Origin of the sequence: Variovorax sp. SG517, from assembly GCF_013376045.1 — a bacterium.
In the GTDB taxonomy this organism is placed as follows: Bacteria; Pseudomonadota; Gammaproteobacteria; order Burkholderiales; family Burkholderiaceae_C; genus Variovorax.
This window is the reverse complement of the sequence record NZ_JABMJG010000004.1, coordinates 373,680-392,028: the sequence shown is the minus strand read 5'-3', so window position 1 is coordinate 392,028 and position 18,349 is coordinate 373,680. Positions and strand designations below refer to the sequence as shown.

16 protein-coding genes are annotated in these 18,349 nt (G+C 69.9%); 5 read left to right on the top strand and 11 right to left on the bottom strand.

The window, feature by feature from the left end:
• Positions 1–89 precede the first annotated feature (89 nt).
• Positions 90–260 carry a hypothetical protein gene (locus FHT32_RS14510; protein ID WP_164546861.1) on the bottom strand — a complete coding sequence of 57 codons (171 nt, stop codon included), beginning with the start codon at positions 258–260 and terminating at the stop codon, positions 90–92.
• A 60-nt stretch (positions 261–320) separates the two neighbouring features.
• Between FHT32_RS14510 and FHT32_RS14505 the strand changes: the two genes are divergently transcribed.
• On the top strand, positions 321–1,757 hold the full coding sequence (locus FHT32_RS14505) for an MATE family efflux transporter (protein ID WP_176665309.1): 1,437 nt from the start codon (positions 321–323) through the stop codon (positions 1,755–1,757).
• Here FHT32_RS14505 and dbpA read toward each other — a convergent pair.
• The 3 genes from dbpA to FHT32_RS14490 all read right to left on the bottom strand — a co-directional run bounded on the left by dbpA (position 1,732) and on the right by FHT32_RS14490 (position 5,135).
• Positions 1,732–3,156, bottom strand: a complete 1,425-nt coding sequence (dbpA, locus tag FHT32_RS14500; protein ID WP_176665308.1) for an ATP-dependent RNA helicase DbpA — start codon at positions 3,154–3,156, stop codon at positions 1,732–1,734. The two genes, FHT32_RS14505 and dbpA, sit on opposite strands and share 26 nt — an antisense overlap.
• An 85-nt stretch (positions 3,157–3,241) precedes the next feature.
• Positions 3,242–3,523: a translation initiation factor IF-1 gene (gene infA / locus FHT32_RS14495; protein ID WP_176665307.1), complete on the bottom strand. Its 282-nt coding sequence runs from the start codon at positions 3,521–3,523 to the stop codon at positions 3,242–3,244.
• 358 nt (positions 3,524–3,881) lie between these two features.
• The gene (locus FHT32_RS14490; protein ID WP_176665306.1) at positions 3,882–5,135 is read right to left on the bottom strand and encodes an MFS transporter; all 1,254 of its coding nucleotides are present in this window, start codon (positions 5,133–5,135) and stop codon (positions 3,882–3,884) included.
• Positions 5,136–5,222: 87 nt separating this feature from the next.
• Between FHT32_RS14490 and FHT32_RS14485 the strand changes: the two genes are divergently transcribed.
• Complete coding sequence (locus tag FHT32_RS14485; protein WP_176665305.1) at positions 5,223–6,683, top strand: PLP-dependent aminotransferase family protein; 1,461 nt, start codon at positions 5,223–5,225, stop codon at positions 6,681–6,683.
• Here FHT32_RS14485 and FHT32_RS14480 read toward each other — a convergent pair whose 3' ends face one another.
• Positions 6,684–7,166, bottom strand: a complete 483-nt coding sequence (locus FHT32_RS14480; protein ID WP_020723017.1) for an Lrp/AsnC family transcriptional regulator — start codon at positions 7,164–7,166, stop codon at positions 6,684–6,686.
• Between the two features lie 119 nt (positions 7,167–7,285).
• On the opposite strand from FHT32_RS14480, the gene FHT32_RS14475 reads away from it, so the two are divergent.
• Complete coding sequence (locus FHT32_RS14475; protein ID WP_176665304.1) at positions 7,286–8,584, top strand: aspartate aminotransferase family protein; 1,299 nt, start codon at positions 7,286–7,288, stop codon at positions 8,582–8,584.
• Between the two features lie 11 nt (positions 8,585–8,595).
• On the opposite strand, the gene FHT32_RS14470 is transcribed toward FHT32_RS14475, so the two are convergent.
• A complete protein-coding gene (locus tag FHT32_RS14470; protein ID WP_176665303.1) occupies positions 8,596–9,651 on the bottom strand; it encodes a sugar phosphate isomerase/epimerase in 1,056 nt (351 codons plus the stop codon).
• Positions 9,652–9,791: 140 nt separating this feature from the next.
• Between FHT32_RS14470 and FHT32_RS14465 the strand changes: the two genes are divergently transcribed.
• On the top strand, positions 9,792–10,685 hold the full coding sequence (locus tag FHT32_RS14465) for a gamma-glutamyl-gamma-aminobutyrate hydrolase family protein (RefSeq protein WP_176665302.1): 894 nt from the start codon (positions 9,792–9,794) through the stop codon (positions 10,683–10,685).
• Positions 10,686–10,709: 24 nt separating this feature from the next.
• Here FHT32_RS14465 and FHT32_RS14460 read toward each other — a convergent pair whose 3' ends face one another.
• Both FHT32_RS14460 and FHT32_RS14455 read right to left on the bottom strand, forming a co-directional pair.
• The gene (locus FHT32_RS14460; protein ID WP_176665301.1) at positions 10,710–12,350 is read right to left on the bottom strand and encodes an acyl-CoA dehydrogenase family protein; all 1,641 of its coding nucleotides are present in this window, start codon (positions 12,348–12,350) and stop codon (positions 10,710–10,712) included.
• Between the two features lie 36 nt (positions 12,351–12,386).
• Positions 12,387–13,238: a thioesterase family protein gene (locus FHT32_RS14455; protein WP_176665300.1), complete on the bottom strand. Its 852-nt coding sequence runs from the start codon at positions 13,236–13,238 to the stop codon at positions 12,387–12,389.
• Positions 13,239–13,313: 75 nt separating this feature from the next.
• Between FHT32_RS14455 and FHT32_RS14450 the strand changes: the two genes are divergently transcribed.
• Positions 13,314–13,943: a TetR/AcrR family transcriptional regulator gene (locus FHT32_RS14450; RefSeq protein WP_256098998.1), complete on the top strand. Its 630-nt coding sequence runs from the start codon at positions 13,314–13,316 to the stop codon at positions 13,941–13,943.
• Positions 13,944–13,955: 12 nt separating this feature from the next.
• Here the strand turns inward: FHT32_RS14450 and FHT32_RS14445 are convergent, their stop codons facing one another.
• The 3 genes from FHT32_RS14445 to FHT32_RS14435 form a co-directional block, all read right to left on the bottom strand.
• On the bottom strand, positions 13,956–14,147 hold the full coding sequence (locus FHT32_RS14445) for a hypothetical protein (protein WP_176664991.1): 192 nt from the start codon (positions 14,145–14,147) through the stop codon (positions 13,956–13,958).
• Positions 14,148–14,260: 113 nt separating this feature from the next.
• A complete protein-coding gene (locus FHT32_RS14440) occupies positions 14,261–15,244 on the bottom strand; it encodes a tripartite tricarboxylate transporter substrate binding protein (RefSeq protein WP_176665299.1) in 984 nt (327 codons plus the stop codon).
• Between the two features lie 3 nt (positions 15,245–15,247).
• Complete coding sequence (locus FHT32_RS14435) at positions 15,248–18,196, bottom strand: DNA topoisomerase III (protein WP_176665298.1); 2,949 nt, start codon at positions 18,194–18,196, stop codon at positions 15,248–15,250.
• Positions 18,197–18,349 lie beyond the last annotated feature (153 nt).

Sequence of the window (18,349 nt, the reverse complement as noted above, 5' to 3'; positions counted from 1 at the left end):
TCGGGGCGGCGGCGCGCCCCAATGACAAAACGCGCCCTTGGGCGCGTTCGTCGTGGCTCCTTCGGGGAGCCGGCTGGCCGAAGGCCGGATCAGCCGCCCTTCTTGGCGCGCTTGCCGGGGTTCTTCTTGCTGCGCGTGGCGGTGCCGCGTTCGAGGCTGACCTTCTGGCCGCCACCGGAGCGCGGCACGGTGTAGCCGGGCAGCGGCGTCGGCTTCGGGGTGGCAACGCGTTCGGCTTCGGTACGGAATGTCTTGGGCATGAAAAGCTCGGGTAAAAGTGAATGTTCGAACCTGCAATTAGGCCACATCGGGAATTTCACATGCCAATAACCGCAACGGCGGGTGGTATCGGGCGCGCGCGCTTCGTTTCGGGCTCGCTGATGCGCCACGTCTGCGTGATGGCCGGCACGGGCGCCATCGGGCTGATCGCGGTGTTCGCGGTCGACCTCATCAACCTGTTCTACATCTCGCTGCTGGGCGAGAAGGAAATCGCCGCAGCGATCGGCTTCGCGGGCGTGGTGGGCTTCTTCCATGCGTCGCTGTGCATCGGGCTGACGATCGGCATCGCGGCGGTGGTGTCGCGCACCGTGGGCGCGGGGCGCGCCGAGGATGCGCGCCGCATCGCCACGTCGAGCCTCGTGCTGATGACCGCGCTGGCCGTGGTGGCGGGCACGGGCACCGCTTTCTTCCTGCACCCGGCGCTGCATGCGCTCGGTGCCGAGGGCGAGACGGCGCGGCTCGCGCACCGCTACCTCTCGGTGACGGTGCACACGCTGCCGCTGCTGGGCATCGGCATGGCGACCTCGGCGCTGCTGCGCTCCATCGGTGATGCGCGCCGCGCGATGACGGTGACGCTCGGCGGCGCCTTCGTGACGGCGGTGCTCGACCCGATCCTGATCTTCGGCTTCGGCCTGGGGCTCGACGGCGCGGCCATCAGCGCGGTGGTCTCGCGCATCGTGCTCGCGGCCATCGGCCTGCACGGCGTGATCGTGCGGCACCGCATGCTCGGGCGCTTCGAGCCGCGCAGGCTCGCCGACGATGCGCGCGCGCTCGGCACGGTGGCGGCTCCGGCGGTGCTGACGAACCTCGCGACGCCGGTGGGCGCGGCCTTCGTCACGCATTCGGTCGCGCAGTTCGGGCCCTCGGCGGTGGCGGGCGCGGCCACCATCGACCGGCTCACGCCGGTGGCCTTCGGGCTGGTCTATGCGCTCAGCGGCGCGGTCGGGCCGATCCTCGCGCAGAACCTGGGCGCGGGGCAGTTCCGCCGCGTGCAGGAGGGGCTGCGCGACAGCCTGCTCTTCATGGTGGTGTCGGTGGCCGTGGCGTGGCTGGTGCTCGCGCTCGGGCAGGGCGCGATCATCCGGGCGTTCTCGGCCGACGGGCAGGCGGCGCAGCTGATCTCGCTCTTCTGCAGCTGGCTGGCTGCGAGCTTCTTCTTCGCGGGCGGGCTGTTCGTGGCGAACGCCTCGTTCAACAACCTCGGGCATCCGCTGCTGTCGACCGCGTTCAACTGGGGGCGCGCCACGCTGGGCACGATTCCGTTCGCCTGGTGGGGCTCGCACTACGGCGCGGCCGGCGTGCTGATCGGCCAGGCCGTGGGCTCGTCGATCTTCGGGCTGCTGGCGGTGATCGTCGCGTTCCGCCTGGCCGCGAAGCTGGCGCGGCAGGAGGTTCCGGCAGGTGCGGCCCCGGCGCTCGATGCGCCGGTGGCGCCGACCTCGCCGCAGGCGGCTACTGCTCCAGCAGCCGCACCTTGACCGACTTGCCCTTCACGCGGCCGGTCGACAGCTTGCGCACCGCCTCGGCCGCGATCGCGCGGTCCACCGCCACGTAGGTCGAGAACTCGTTGACGTTGATCTTGCCGACCTGCTCCTTGGCATAGCCGCAGTCGCCGGTCAGCGCGCCCAGCACGTCGCCGGCGCGGATCTTCTCCTTGCGCCCGCCCACGATCTGCAGCGTGGCCATCGGCGGCTGCAGCGGTGCGCCCTTGCCCGGCGTAAGCTCGGCCAGCGGGTGCCATTCGGATTCGCGGCCCTGCAGCTGCTCGATCTTCCCGACGCTGCCCATCTCGTCCATGCTGGCCAGGTTCAGCGCCAGGCCTTCCGATGCGCCCTGCTGCCCCACGCGGCCGGTGCGGCCGACGCGGTGGATGTGCACTTCGGCGTCTGGCGTCACGTCGACGTTGATCACCGCCTCGAGCTGCGCGATGTCGAGCCCGCGCGCCGCCACGTCGGTGGCCACCAGCACCGAGCAGCTGCGGTTGGCGAACTGCACCAGCACCTGGTCGCGCTCGCGCTGCTCCAGCTCGCCGAAAAGCGCCAGCGCGCTGAAGCCCTGGGCCCGCAGCACCTCGACCAGGTCGCGGCACTGCTGCTTGGTGTTGCAGAAGGCCAGCGTGCTGACGGGGCGGAAATGGTCGAGCAGCAGGCTCACGGCGTGCAGGCGCTCGTTGTCGGCCACCTCGTACCAGCGCTGGCGGATCTTGCTGCCCTCGTGCTGCGACTGCACGGCGATCTGCTCGGGGCTCTTCATGAACTGCTGCGCGAGCTTGGCGATGCCTTCCGGGTACGTGGCCGAGAACAGCAGCGTCTGGCGGGCCGAAGGGCACTGGCGCGCCACCTTCACGATGTCGTCGAAGAAGCCCATGTCGAGCATGCGGTCGGCCTCGTCGAGCACCAGGGTGTTGAGCGCTTCGAGGTCCAGGTTCCCGCGCTCGAGGTGGTCCATGATGCGCCCCGGCGTGCCCACCACGATGTGCGCGCCGTGCTCCAGGCTGGCCACCTGCCCGCGCAGCGCGACGCCGCCGCAGAGCGTGACCACCTTGATGTTCTCCTCGGCGCGCGCGAGGCGGCGGATCTCGGTCGTGACCTGGTCGGCCAGCTCGCGCGTCGGGCACAGCACCAGCGCCTGCACCGCGAAGCGGCGCGGGTTCAGATTGGAGAGCAGCGCCAGGGCGAAGGCGGCGGTCTTGCCGCTACCGGTCTTGGCCTGGGCGATCAGGTCCTTGCCGAGCAGCGCCGGCGGCAGCGCTGCCGCCTGGATCGGCGTCATCTGCGTGTAGCCGAGCTGCGTGAGGTTGGCCAGCATCTGCGGCGAGAGTGCCAGCGCGGCGAAGCCGTTGTTGCCGTTGTCGGCCGTGGAGTCGGGGGTGGTCATGGTTCGGTGGCCGGCAGGACGCACGAATGACAAAGGCCTTGCGGCGCCCCTGGGGAGCGTCGCAAGGCCTTGTGTCGGTGGCGTATCAGCGGCGGGGTGCGTTGTTGTTGCCGGAGCCGCCGGAGTTCGTCGGCGGCGGGCCGCGACGTTCCAGGTGACGGAAGGTGATGCGGCCCTTGGTCAGGTCGTAGGGCGAGAGCTCGAGCGACACCTTGTCGCCGGCCAGGATGCGGATGTGGTGCTTGCGCATCTTGCCGCCGCTGTAGGCGATCAGTTGATGGCCGTTGTCCAGCGTGACGCGGTAGCGCGAGTCCGGCAGGACTTCGGTCACCGCGCCGTTCATTTCGATCAGTTCTTCCTTTGGCATCTGTGCTTACCTCTGAATCGTTCGTTCGATGTGTGTTGGAGATTGAATTGGTGTGATTGTTTCAGCCCGCGTACGGGAGCGCGAGACGGACGCGCGATTCGCTTCAACAGTAACGACGGCAGTGGTGGCCATCATGGGCGCCGGTCTGGCACTCCAACACACTGTGAATGCCGGCTTGCCGAGCGGGAGGCCGGAGAATCCGGAAAGCAGCGCAGCTTGCAGGCGGGATTGACGAAATTCTTCGTCGTGGTATCGAAACGAACCCAACATTATAGCTTGCGGGGCATGACAGTTGCTTGTCTTAAAACAACGCCGAAAAGAAAAAGGCCCCGAAGGGCCGTGGCGCAAACGCTTTTTGCTATCGAAAACATAGCTTTGACGAAGCGGCGCCGGACACGCGCGCCCGGCGTGCGGCGCGCAGCAGGAGCATCAGGCCGGCAAACTGGCAGGCCGCACCCACCCAGCCCACCGTGCCGACGCCGAACAGGTCGATCGCCACCCCGCCCAGCCCCGAACCCGCCGCGATGCCCAGGTAGATCGCCGAGGCGTTGAGCGACAGCGTCATCGGTGCGCGCTCCGGCGCCAGCCGGATCAGCCGCACCGCCTGCGCCGGCCCGAAACCCCAACCCGCGAAGCCCCAGAGTGCCGACAGCCCCGCGATCGCCGGCAGCGCCAGGCCGCGCGGCAGCATCTGCGCGGCGAACGACAGCCCGCCCAGGATCAGCACCAGCATCAACGCGAAGCCCTGCGCCATGCGGTCGGCGCCGAAGCGGTCGGTGGCCCAGCCGCCGGCCGCGGTGCCGATCGCCGCCGCCACGCCGATGGCGAAGAACACCGCGCCCGTGCCTTCAGCGCCGAAACCCAGCGTGTGCGAGAGAAAAAGCGCGATGTAGGTGTAGAAGCTGAAGCCGCCCGTGGCCCACAGCAGGCTGACCAGCAGCCCAGGCAGCACGCCCGGCTCGCGCGCCACGGCGAAGGCCGGTGCGCGCTTTTCCGTGGCAGGCGCCTGTGAGAGTTCGCGCGGCAGCCCCAGCGCAAGGCCCCAGGTGGCTAGCGCCGCCACTGCCGCGATCAGCAGGTAGGCCGTGCGCCAGCCGCCCCAGCCCGCGATCCATGCGCCCAGCGGCACGCCGAGCGCCACCGCCACCGTGCCGCCGCCGGTCACGATGGCCAGCGCCCGGCCGCGCAGTGCGGGCGACACCATCACCGCCGCCACCGCGCTCGCCGTCGGAAGGAACACGCCGGCCACCAGCCCCAGCGCGATGCGTGCTAGCGCCAGCTGCGCGAAGCCGTGCGCCATCGAGGCTGCCAGCGTCAGCCCCGAGAAGGCCGCGAGGCTCACCACCAGCAGCCGCCGGCGGCCGAAGCGCGCCAGCAGCGCCGCCATGAGCGGCGAGCCGATCGCATAGCTCAGCGCGAACAGCAGCACCAGCTGCCCGGCGCGCGCGGCGCTGATTCGCAGGTCGGCCGCCAGCACCGGCAGCAGGCCTGCGACCATGAAGCTCTCGGTGCCGATGGCGAAGGCGCCCAGCGCGAGCCAGCCCAGGCTCAGCGGCAGGCGCTCGGCCGGCTGCGGAGCGGAGGGGGATGAGGAAAGAGCCGTGTTGTTCATGACGATGGACTCCGTGGCGAGTGTGTTCAGTGCCTCCAGAATAGGCTTGCAACTGGCTCTTCAAAAGAACCACAATCGGCGAAGTTCATGGAGCCACTTTTCGAACTCGCCATCCGCCTGCCGCCCGCCGGCTCGCGCGACCTGCTGCGCGAGTTGCACCGCCAGCTGCGCGCAGCCATCCTCGATGGCCGGCTGCAACCCGGCTCCCGGCTGCCCGCCACGCGGGCGCTGGCGCAGCGGCTGGGCGTGTCGCGCAACACCATGCTGGCGGCCTACGACCTGCTGCTGGGCGAGGGCTACCTGCTCGCGCGGCCCGGCGCCGGCACCTACGTGGCCGACACGCTGCCGGTGTCCCGGCGGCGCGCTGCTCCTAAAAGATCCCTGGCTGCCGGCCGCGACCCTCGCCTCGTGCCCGCGAGCGTCCCCGGCGCCGATCTCGCCCCAACCTTGCAGCCGCCGCCTGCGCGCGAGGACTTCCGCGTCGGCCTGCCCGACGTGAGCCTCTTTCCCTTCGACATCTGGCGCCGCCTGAGCGACCGCGCCCTGCGCCGCATCGCGCGCCAGACGGCCGACTACGCCGACCCGCAGGGCCAGGCCGCGCTGCGCGAGGCGATCGCCGGGCATGTGTCGTTCACCCGCGCGGTCGGCTGCACCGCAGACGACATCGTGGTCACGGCCGGTGCCCAGCAGGCCTTCGGGCTGCTCGCGCGCATCCTGGTCGTGCCGGGGCGCACGGTGGTCGCGGTGGAGCAGCTTTTCTATCCCTCGCTGCGCGAAGCGATGCTGGCGGCGGGCGCGAAGGTGGTGACTGTGCCCACCGATGCTGAGGGCCTGTGCGTGGACCGAATCCCGCCCGAGGCGCGCGTGGTCTGCGTGACGCCCTCGCATCAGTTCCCGACCGGCGTCGCGATGTCGCCGCAGCGCCGCGCAGCGCTGCTGGCCTTCGCGCGCGAGCGCAACGCGGTGATCGTCGAGGACGACTACGACAGCGAATTCCGCTTCGCCGGCCGGCCGCTCGACGCGCTGCAGACGCTGGACCGCGCCGAGTCGGTCTTCTACGTCGGCACCTTCTCGAAAAGCCTCTTTCCCGCGCTGCGGCTGGGCTTCGTCGTGGCGCCGCCCTGGGCCCGCGCGGCGCTGGTGCGCTCGCGCGAGCTGGCTGACTGGCACGGCCCCGTGCTCGGGCAGGAGGCGCTCGCGGCCTTCATCGCCGAAGGCCACCTCGCGCGCCACATCCGCAAGATGCGCAAGCTCTACGGCGCGCGGCGTAACGCCCTGCTCGATGCGCTGGCGCGCCACGGCGCGGGCCGGCTGGAAGTGATTCCCTCCAGCGCGGGCCTGCACCTGTCGGCATGGCTGCATGGCGGCACGCGCGCCGACGCGGTGGTCGAGCGCGCCGCGGCGGCCGGCATCACGCTGCCGCCGCTGTCGCGCTTCGCGCTCGATCCGCTGGCGGCCGACACGCCCAACGGACTGGCCTTCGGCTACGGGCTGATCGGCGAGGCGCAGATCGACGGGGCGATCCGGCGGCTTGCGAGCCTGTTCTAGCTAGGCCCGGTCCAGCGGCAATTGCGTGGTGAACTTGGTGGTCGACAGCACCACGTCGCTCGAATAGTTCTCCAGCTCCAGCGCGTCGCCCAGCTGCTCCTGCGCGAAGGCCTGGTACTCGGGCAGCGAGCGCGCGCAGATCACGAGCACGAAGTCGGTGTCGCCCGCCACGCAGTGGCACTGCAGCACCTGCGGCAGCGCATGCACCTTGCGCTCGAAGGCCTGTATCGCCTCGCGCGTGGTGCTGCGCAGCGACACGCGCGAGATCACCAGCACCGGAAAGCCCACGCGCGCCGCGTCGAGGATCGCCACCTCCTCGCGGATCACGCCCGAGCGCCGCAGCCGCTGCACGCGCTTGAGGCAGGCCGAGGGCGAGAGGTTCACGCGCTCGGCCAGCGTCTGGTTCTGCAGGCCGGCGTCGGCCTGCAGCTCGGCGAGGATGCTCTGGTCGATGCGATCGAGGTCGAGGGTGCCGGTCTTCATGGTGCCGCCAGTGTGGCGCAATGCCCGTGCAATCGGATGCGCTTTGGGGCCCGCACAACGACACCGGATTCTCCGGCCGCTGGCTACGCTGCCCGCATCCCCACGAAAAGGAGCATCCGATGGCAGAAGGCGCAACCTACGACCCCGCAGCCGCGAGGCACCTCGTGCGCTACGGCATGGGCCTGAGCCCGCACGTGATCGTCAAGGCGCGCGGCGCCACGCTGTGGGACCAGCACGGCCGCGAGATCCTCGACTTCACCTCCGGCCAGATGTGCGCCACCATCGGCCACAACCACCCGCGCATCGTCGCGGCCATCGAGAAGGCCTGCGAGGGGGCGCTGCACCTCTACAGCGGCTTCGTCGGGCCGGCCGTGCCCGCGCTGGCCGGGCGGCTGGCGTCGATGCTGCCGCCGTCGCTGTCGAAGTCGCTCTTCCTTTCCACCGGCGGCGAGGCCAACGAGGCGGCGGTGCGCATGGCGCGGCTGGCTACCGGCCGCTACGAGGTCGTGGGCCTCAACGGCGGCTGGCATGGCGTGACGGGCGGCATCGCCTCGCTCACCTTCGCCGGGCGGCACCACGTCGATTACGGGCCGCGCAAGCCCGGCACCATGTCGATTCCGGCGCCCAACTGCTACCGCTGCCCGGTGCGCCACTGCCGCGACGCCTGCGACACCACCTGCCTCGACGTCGGCTTCGACATGGTCGATGCGCAGTCCAGCGGCTCGCTCGCGGCCTTCATCGCCGAGCCGGTGCTCAGCTCGGGCGGCGTGATCGTGCCGCCCAGGGGCTACTTTCCCAAGCTCAAGGAGAAGTGCCGAGAGCGCGGCATGCTGCTGATCCTCGACGAGGCGCAGACTGCCTTCGGCCGCATGGGCGCCAACTTTGCCTTCGAGCAGGCCGATGTGGTACCCGACATCCTCACCGTGTCGAAGACGCTGGGCGGCGGCGTGGCCATCGGCGCGACGATCACCGGTGAGGCCATCGAGCAGGACTGCCACGACAAAGGCTTCGTGCACGTCACCTCGCACGTGTCCGACCCGCTGCCGGCCGAGGTCGCGCTGGCCGTGCTCGACGTGCTGGAGGAGGAAGACCTCGCCCGCCGCGCCGCCGAGATGGGCCAGCGGCTGCGCGAGGGCCTGGAGACGCTGAAGGCCCGGCACGAGGTGATCGGCGACGTGCGCGGCCACGGCCTGCTGCAGGGCGTCGAACTCGTGAAGGACCGCGAGACCCGCGAGCCCGACGCCGGGCGCGGCCGCGCCATCACCGACGCCTGCATGGAATGCGGCCTGAGCATGAACATCGTGTCCGTCGGCGGCATGGCGGCCGTGTGGCGCATCGCGCCGCCGCTGAACGTGAGCGCCGAAGAACTGGACCGGGGGCTCGAGATCCTCGACGACGCGATCCGGTCTACGTCCTAGCCTCCTAGACCCTAGCCGATCCCCAGCATCCGCTTGTTCGCCGCCACGTCCACCCCACCCGCCGCGAAGTCGTCGAAGGCGCGGTCGGCCACGCGGATGATGTGGTCGGCGATGAACTTCGCGCCCTCGCGCGCGCCGTCTTCGGGGTGCTTGATGCAGCACTCCCACTCCAGCACCGCCCAGCCAGGGAAGTCGTACTGCGCCATCTTCGAGAAGATGGCCTTGAAGTCCACCTGCCCGTCGCCCAGCGAGCGGAAGCGCCCCGCCCGGTTGATCCAGCTCTGGAAGCCGCCGTACACGCCCTGCTTGCCGGTCGGGTTGAACTCGGCATCCTTGACGTGGAAGATCTTGATGCGCTCGTGGTAGTGGTCGATGTAGGCCAGGTAGTCGAGCTGCTGCAGCATGAAGTGGCTCGGGTCGTACAGCAGGCAGGCGCGCGGATGGTTGTTGACGCGCTCCAGGAACATCTCGTAGCTCACGCCGTCGTGCAGGTCCTCGCCGGGGTGGATCTCGTAGCCCACGTCGACGCCGGCCGCGTCGAAGGCGTCGAGGATGGGCCGCCAGCGGCGCGCGAGTTCGTCGAAGGCTTCCTCGATCAGGCCCGGCGGGCGCGGCGGCCACGAGTAGAGATACGGCCAGGCCAGCGCGCCCGAAAACGTTGCGTGCGCCGTGAGCCCGAGGTTGGCCGAGGCCCTGGCCGCGAAGTGCAGCTGCTCGACGGCCCACTGCTGCCGCCGCACCGGGTCGCCGCGCACTTCGGGCGCCGCGAAGCCGTCGAAGCCCGCGTCGTAGGCCGGGTGCACCGCCACCAGCTGGCCCTGCAGGTGGGTCGAGAGCTCCGTGATCTGCAGGCCGTGGCTCGCCAGCGTGCCCTTCACTTCCTCGCAGTAGGTCCTGCTCTCGGCGGCGCGCTGAAGGTCGAACAGGCGGGCGTCCCAGCTGGGAATCTGCACGCCCTTGTAGCCCAGGCCGGCGGCCCAGCCGGCAATGCCGTCTAGCGTGTCGAAGGGGGCGGTGTCTCCCGCGAACTGGGCCAGGAATATGGCTGGGCCCTTGATGGTTTTCATCGGCTTGTCTTCCTTGTACGTTGGGGCAGCGTTGAAAGCATACTTGGCGTGTCGTCCGACCCCGTGCGAGAGGCCAACGAGCCAAAATGGACTTTCCTTTCCGCATCATCCGTCCGGTTGCCACCGACGACAGTCCAGCGATGACACAACCTGTTTCCGCCAGGCTCAAGATCGGCCTGTCCGCCTGCTTCTCGCATGCCGACCCGGCCCGCTCGCTCTTCACCAACAAGACCCTGCAGTACGTCGAGCAGTCGATCGCGCACTGGCTCATGTCCGCCGGCGCCATGGTCGTGATGGTGCCCTGCCCCACCGGCGAGACCGCGCGCGGCGACACCAAGCTGTCGCACTACGCCGAGTGGCTCGACGGCGTGGTGATGCACGGCGGGGCCGACGTCTGGCCCGGCAGCTACGGCGAGGTGCCGCTGAAGGACGCCTGGATCGGCGACCGCATCCGCGACCTCTACGACCTCGCGCTGGTCGAGGCCTTCGAGCAGGCCGGCAAGCCCATCTTCGGCGTGTGCCGGGGGCTGCAGCTCATCAACGTGGCCTTCGGCGGCACGCTCTACCAGGACATCGAGGAGCAGCACGGCCACCCGCAGACGCTGAAGCACCGCGACCCGGTGACCTACGACCAGAACTTCCACGAGATCGAGATCGTGCAAGGCACGCGGCTGTCGAAGCTCTACCCCGAGGTGCGCACCGCGCGCGTCAACAGCATCCACCACCAGGGCATCAAGGGCCTCGCGCCGGGCTTCGAGGTCGAGGCCTGGAGCCTGCCCGACCGCGTGCCCGAGGCCATCCGCCGCCGCCCCGAGAAGGGCCGCAGCTACATCTCGGCGACCCAGTGGCACCCCGAGTTCCACAAGTACGGCAGCACCGAGACGGTGGACGACACGCCCATCCTGCACGACTTCCTGTGGGCCTGCGCCACCGCCAAGGTCGCGCCCAGGACCACGCCGCGCTCCGGCCCCGGCAAGATCCGCGACCGCGCCGCGCGGGTGCTGCAGCAGGCGCTGCTGAGAAGGCGGAGCTAAGCGCGTCTCGTCCGCTCCCGGTTTTCAGCGCCACGCGGCGCGCAGCAGCGCTGCCGGATCGGAAGTGCCGGCACTGATGCCCGTCACCGGCCCCCAGTCGGGATCGAAGCGGCTCGACAGGAACGCGGCCGACTCCTCGGCGCTCGCATGCTCCAGCATCAGGCAGGCCTGCGCAGCCAGCACCAGCCGCTGCGTGAAGCGGCGGGCCTGCGGCTCCAGCTCCTGCGGCGGCAGCTGCGTCATGCGGCGCACGGACTGCAGCGCATCCAGCACGCGGGGCTCGCCGGTGGCGACCTCCTGCAGCTGGTCGAGCACGAGGTGCGCGTCGTCGGGATTGCGCGAAACGGCGCGCAGCACGTCGAGGCACATCACGTTGCCCGAGCCTTCCCAGATCGAGTTGACCGGCGCCTCGCGAAAGAGCCGGCCCATCGGGCTCTCCTCGACGTAGCCGTTGCCGCCGAACACCTCCATCGCCTCGCCGGTGAAGGCCACCGCGCGCTTGCAGTTCCAGAACTTGGCCGCCGGCGTGAGCAGCCGGCGCCAGGCCGTGTCCAGCGGCGCTGCCGAGCCGAAGCGCGAGGCCAGCCCCATCGCCAGCAGCGTGGCGGCCTGCGATTCGAGCGCCATGTCGGCCAGCAGCGCTGTCATCACCGGCTGGTCGGCCAGCGCCTTGCCGAAGGCGTGGCGGTTGCGCGCGTAGTGCAGCGCCTGCGCGAAGCCCTGGCGCATGAAGCCCGCGCTGGCCAGCGCGCAGTCCAGCCGTGTCACGGTCGCCATCTCGATGATGGTCGGGATGCCCCGGCCCTCCTCGCCCACAAGCACGCCCCAGGCGTCCTTGAACTCGACCTCGCTGCTCGAGTTGGAGCGGTTGCCGACCTTGTCCTTCAGCCGCTGGATGTGCACCGCGTTCCTGCTTCCGTCGGGCCGCCAGCGCGGCACGAAGAAGCACGAGGAGCCGCGCTCGTCGGTCTTGGCCAGCACCAGGTGGCCGTCGCACATCGGCGCCGAGAAGAACCACTTGTGGCCGGTGATGAGGAACCCTTCGCCCCACGGGCCACTTCCTGCTGGCATAGCGCGCGTGGTGTTGGTGCGCACGTCGCTGCCGCCCTGCTTCTCGGTCATGCCCATGCCGACGGTGATCGAGGTCTTGCCCTCCAGCGGGATGTCGCGCGCGTCGTGTTCGTTCGACGCGAGCTTGTCGCGCAGCGCGGCATACAGCGCCGCGTTGCGCCGCACGACCGGGATGCAGGCCTTGGTCATGGTGGTCGGGCAGGTCGAGCCCGACTCGATCTGGCTGTGCATGTACAGCGACGCGCCGTAGCCCACCCAGGCCGAGGGCCGCTCGTCGAAGAACGGCAGGTTGGCGATGCCGTTGCGCCGGGCGATGGCCATCATCGTGTGCCAGGCGGGGTGGAAGCGCACCTGGTCGATGCGCTCGCCGGTGCGCGAATGGGTGTGCAGCTCGGGCTCGTGGCGGTTGGCGTCTTCAGCCGCGCGCAGCGTGGCCTCGGCGCCGTACTCCGCGCCCTGGCGCACCAGCTCCTCGTCGCGCCAGGCCGCGCCGCCGCGCGCCACTGCGCCGCGCAGCGTGGGGTCGCTGGTGTAGACGTTGTAGTCCTTGAGTTCGGGGACCTGGTTGTCGGGGTGGATGCCGGTGGTGGTCATGCGTGTGTCTCCTTGGGTTCTGTCCGCGTGGGCGATTCAGGCGCCGGCGGGCCGTTCGCGCAGCACCAGCGTCTGGGTGGCGATGCCGATCGCGCCCTGCTCGTCGAAGAGGTGGGACACGACCAGGCCCGCGCCGCCGCCGTGCACCTCGGAGGCGGAGCGCAGGCCGATCCACTCGCCCTGCGGCACGCGGAACAGGTTCATGCTCAGGTCGGCGTTGGTGAACAGGTAGCGATCGACCGGCAGCACCCAGCTCAGGCCGTTGCCGAAGTCGGCCGCCGCCGCGGCGCGCATCGCGGGCGAGGTGGCCGCGCCGTGCAGCAGCGGCACCGCGAGGCGGAACCATGCGGAACACGGGCCCGGCCGGGTCGAGTCGCCCTCGGCCACGCGCGTTTCCATGGCCGTGGCGTAGAACGACACGCCCTCGGGCAGGCCCGGGATTCGCACGCGCTCGGTGCAGTCGCGCGGCAGCGGCCGCAGCGGCTCCTGCGGCCAGCCCGGCAGGCCGGGCGGAAGCGCCAGCGTCTGGCTCGCCAGCAGCAGCGCGTGCGCCCGCGCCACCAGCACCTCGCCCGCCAGCAGGTCGATGCCCACGCGCACCGTGGAGCGCGAGGACTGCACCTGCGTGCGCGTGACGAGCGGCGCCAGCGGCACCGGCTTCACCAGCTCGAGCGTCAGCCGCGCCAGTTGCCAGCCGGGCCCCGCGGCGCGCTCGGCCACGTGCACCAGCAGTGCGGCGGGCGCGCCGCCGTGCTGCGCGCGCGGGTCCCAGGGGCCGCGCGACGACGGGCCGGGCAGCCATGCGTCGTCGCCCTGCGCGGTGTAGACGGCTTGGTGGGCTTGATGGGCTGGATGGGATTCGTGCTGGTTGCTCTCGTCGTGTGCCATTGCAGAATGCCGTTCGATGGGTCCAAAAATTCTAGGAACAACCCGCCCCCGACGTGTTCGGGTTCGGCCGAGCTGATGGCGACCGCCCGCGCCCGGGCCGCCGCCCCGAGGCGCAAGCCGCGCCAGTCCCGCGCGCGCCACACCTCGCAGGCGCTGCAGGAAGCCTTTGTTCGGCTTTTGGTCGAGAAGGGCTACGCCGCCATCACCATCCGCGAGATCGTGTCGGTGGCCGGCACGGGGCTCGGCAGCTTCTACGAATACTTCGCGAGCAAGGAAGACCTGGCGCGCGTGTGCCTGCACCTGCGCTCCAAGGCGCTGCTGCTGGACATGCGCTCGGCAGTCGCCGCGCATGAGGGCCGGCCGCTCGCGGAAATCGTGGACGCGGTGATCAACGCGCAGCTGGAGGCGCACCGCGCGCAGCCCCTGGCCTGGGGCGCGCACTACCTGCTGGAGCGGCACCTCTCGGGCCCCGAGGCCTACCGCAAGATGTACGACCGCTTCGTGGCCGAGTGGGTGGGCGTGCTCGACGCGGCCATCGACCTGTCGCCGGACTGCCAGAAGAAGGAAGTCGCCCGCGTGTGCCAGACCATCATCTACGGCCTGTTCGCGCACCTGCACATCGGCACGGGCGGGCGGCCCGACCTGCAGGCGCTGTCACGGCAGCTGCGTGCCGCATTGCACGGCTACCTGAAGGGCGTGGCCTGATTCAGGCGGCGATCAGCGCGCGCTGCTGCTGTTCTTGTAGCCGCTGACGCTCGCGTCGATGGTGCCGAACACCGTGACGCCGCTGCCGCTGGCCGGTGTGGCGGCAGAAGAGCCTGCATTGCCTGCGGAACCCGTGCCGGCGCAACCCGTGGTCAGCACGCCCATTGCGATCGCGAATGCGGCGGCGATGAAAGACGACTTCAACGGAATCTCCTGGATGGTTGGACCGGGCCACTATAGGCCGACCGCGTAAAGCGGCCTGTAACAGCACACCCGGCGCCGACAGGGTTGTTGGCGCCGGGCCGGGAAGCCTTGTCCTATTCGGGCTTGGCGCCCGAGGCCTTCACCGCTGCGCCCCACACGCCGATCTCGCTCGCCACGAAGCGGTCGAACTCGGCCGGCGCCGTCGGGGCGGGCTCTGCGCCACGCTCGCGGATGAAGCGGGCCATCTGCTCGCTCCTGAGGATGTCGGTCACCTCGCGGTTCAGGCGCTCGACGATCTCGCCGGGCGTGCCGCGCGGCGCCATCAGGCCGAGCCAGCCCACGGCCTCGAAGTTCTTCGTGCCCGCCACGCCGCTCTCGCGCACGGTGGGCACGTCCGGCAGCTGCGAGGAGCGCGTGGCCGAGGTCACGGCCAGCGCCACCGCGCGGCCCGACTTGATGTGCGGCAGCGCGGCCGTCACCGAGTCGATCATCAGCGGCACCTGGCTGCCCAGGAAGTCCGACTGCGCCGGGCCGCTGCCCCGGTACGGAATGTGCGTGATGAACACATGCGCGGCCGCCTTGTACATCTCGCCCGACAGATGCTGCGTGCCGCCGATGCCGGCGCTCGCGTAGCTCAGCCGGCCGGGTTCGGCCTTGGCGCGCGCGGTGAGCTCGGCCAGCGTGCGGATGCCGCTCTCGGGCGTCGCCAGGAAGACCAGCGGCACCTTGGCGATGAGCGAGATGCCGACCAGGTCCTTGCGCGGATCGAAGCCCGGCTTGGCGTAGAGCGTCTGGTTCACCGCCATCGCGCTGCCGGCCACAACCAGCGTGTAGCCGTCGGGCTGCGAGCGCACCACGAACTCGGTGCCGATGTTGCTGCCGGCACCGGCCTTGTTGTCGACCACCACCGGCTGGCCCAGCCGCTTGCCGAGCTGCTCGGCGAGGGCGCGGGCGAAGATGTCGGTGGCCTGCCCGGGCGGGAACGGCACCACCAGCTTGACCGGCTTGTCGGGCCACGCGGCGGCGTGCGCCGTGCCCATGCCGCCGAGCACCGCGATCGACAGTGCCACGCTGGTGGCGAAGTGCCTGCGCAGCATGGTTCAGGGCGCCGAGAGGTGCTTGCCCACGATGCCCGCGAGCTCGAACATCGTCACCTGGTCCTTGCCGAACACCGGCTTGAGCTTGGCGTCGGCGTTAATCGAGCGCTTGTCCTTCGCGTCCTGCAGGCCGTTGGCCTTGATGTAGTCCCACAGCTTCTTGACCACCTCGGTGCGCGCGACCGGCTCGTTGCCGATCACCGCCGCCAGCGCGTCGCTGGGCTTCAGGCCCGCGCCGGGCTTGCGCGGCGCGGCGGCCTTCTTCGCGGCCGGTGCCTTCTTGGCTGCAGGCGCCTTCTTCGCCGCTGCCGTCTTCTTGGCGGCGGCGGTCTTGCCGGCGAAGGTCTTGCGCGGCGGGAACTTGCTGCCCCCCTCGCGCGGCGCGAACTCGAAGGTCACCTTGCCTTCTTCCGCGTTCCAGGTCAGGAAGGCCTTGAAGGGACGGCGCGTGCGCATGCTCACGAACTTGTCGAGCAGGTCGGTCTTGCCGGTGGCCAGCAGCTTCTCCATCTGCGCGCGCTCCACCGGCTGCTGCAGGATGATCTTGCCGGTCTTGAAGGTGCAACTCGGCGTGGGCTGCGAATTGGTGGGCACCGACTTCTCGCAGACGTAGTTGCTGCCGTGCTCGAACACCGGCGCGCCGCACACCGGGCAGGGGCCCACGGTGTCCTGGTCGCTGAAGTCGACGATCTCGCCGCTTTCCTCGTTCTTGTCGTCGCCGAAGTCGAACTCCAGCTTCCAGTTCTTCGCCTCCTCGTCGTACTTGATGACGATCTCGGAAGTGAAGGGCCAGCCGGCCTTGGAGCGGAAGCCTTCCAGCGGGCCGATGTGCTTGTCGCGCAGCAGCGCCTCGGCCTCTTCCACCTCGAAGGTGCGCCCGGCCGGCGACTTGCCGAACGAGAAGCCGCAGGCGTCCTCGCCCGTGCCGCTCTTGCCGGTGCAGGCGTAGCGGCGGTAGTTCTCGCGCACGATGCCGCCGCAGTTGGGGCACGGGGTGCGCAGCGTGGCGTAGTCGCCCGGCACGGTGTCGCGGTCGTATTCCTTGGCCTTCTTGACGATGTGCTCCGTCATCTCGGCGATCTCGCGCATGAAGGCGTCGCGGCTGAGCGCGCCCTTCTCCATCTGCGCGAGCTTGTATTCCCACTCGCCCGTGAGCTCGGCCTTGGAGAGTTCCTCCACGCCCAGACCGCGCAGCAGCGTCATGAGCTGGAAGGCCTTGGCCGTGGGGATCAGCTCGCGGCCTTCGCGCAGGATGTATTTCTCGGCGATCAGCCCTTCGATGGTGGCCGCGCGCGTGGCAGGCGTGCCCAGGCCCTTCTCCTGCATGGCTTCGCGCAGCTCGTCGTCGTCGATGGTCTTGCCCGCGCCTTCCATGGCGCCGAGCAGCGTGGCTTCGGAGTAGCGTGCCGGCGGGCGCGTCTTCAGGCCCTTGGTGTCGACCGACTCTGCCTTCACGATCTCGCCCGGCTTCACCGGCACGAGGCGCTTGCCGTCCTTGTCGTCTTCCTTCTCGTCGTCCTGCGCTTCCTTGCCGTAGATGGCGAGCCAGCCCGGCTTCACCAGCACCTTGCCGTCGGTGCGGAACGGGTACTTCTTGCCGCCCTGCTCCACCGTGCTGATGCGCGTGGTCACCTGGTATTCGGCGCTCGGGAAGAACACCGAGAGGAAACGCCGCACCACGAAGTCGTAGAGCTTCTGCTCGGCCTCGCTCAGGCCGCTGGGCGCCTGCAGCGTCGGGATGATGGCGAAGTGGTCCGACACCTTCGCGTTGTCGAAGATGCGCTTGTTGGGCTTCACGTAGTTGCCGTCGATCGCCTGCTGGGCGAAGGGCGCGAGGTGCTTCATGCCGCTGTTGGCGAGCATGCCCATGGTCTGCTTGACGACAGGAAGATAGTCTTCCGGCAGCGCGCGCGAGTCGGTACGCGGATAGGTCAGCGCCTTGTGGCGCTCGTACAGGCTCTGCGCCAGCGCCAGCGTGGTCTTGGCGCTGAAGCCGAAGCGGCTGTTGGCCTCGCGCTGCAGCGAGGTCAGGTCGAACAGCAGCGGCGAGGCCTGCGTGGTGGGCTTGCTCTCTTCCGTGACGGTGGCGGGCTTGCCGCGCGCGGCATCGGCGATGGCGCGGGCTTCCTGCTCGTTCCACACGCGGTCGGCGCGCTGCTCGGGGTCGGGCTCGCCGCTGGGCAGCAGCGGCGCGTTCGCCTTCTTCCAGTCGGGGTTGAACCACTTGCCCGGGTACTCGCCGGCCTCGGCGCCGAAGGTGCCGTGGATTTCCCAGTAGTCGCGCGAGACGAACTTGCGGATCTGCTCCTCGCGCTCCACCACCACCGACAGCGTGGGCGTCTGCACGCGGCCCACGGTCGTGAGGAAGAAGCCCCCGTCGCGCGAATTGAAGGCCGTCATCGCGCGCGTGCCGTTGATGCCCACCAGCCAGTCTGCCTCGGAGCGCGAACGCGCGGCGTCGGCCAGGCCCTGCATCTGCTTCTCGGTGCGCAGCGCGTCGAAGCCGTCGCGGATGGCCTGCGGCGTCATCGACTGCAGCCAGAGGCGCTTGACCGGCTTGTTCAGGCCCGACTTGCCGCCCGCGTACTGCTCGATGAGCCGGAAGATCAGCTCGCCCTCGCGCCCCGCGTCGCATGCGTTGATGAGCTGCGTCACGTCCTTGCGCTTGGCCTGCTTGACCACCGCGTTCAGGCGCGTCTTGGTCTTGTCCACGGGCTTCAGGTCGAAGTGCGGCGGGATCACCGGCAGGTTGGCGAAGCTCCACTTGCCGCGCTTGACGTCGAATTCCTCGGGCGCCTGGATTTCGACCAGGTGACCGACAGCGCTGGTCACGACATAGCTGTCGTTCTCGAAATGCTCGTCATGTTTGTCGAATTTCCCTGCCACCGGCGTGAGAGCGCGGACGATGTCCTGCGCCACCGACGGCTTTTCTGCGATTACCAACGTCTTCATCAACAGTTCCTAAAAAAATTCGGGCCGGCGCCGGGCCGCCCCGAGGCGGCCTGCGGCCCCTTCGGGGGCAGCGACGACACGCAGTGCAGGAGCGTGGGGGCCACATACAATCTGCGGCTTCCCGCGTGCGCACGCGCACACGCGCATGTGTGT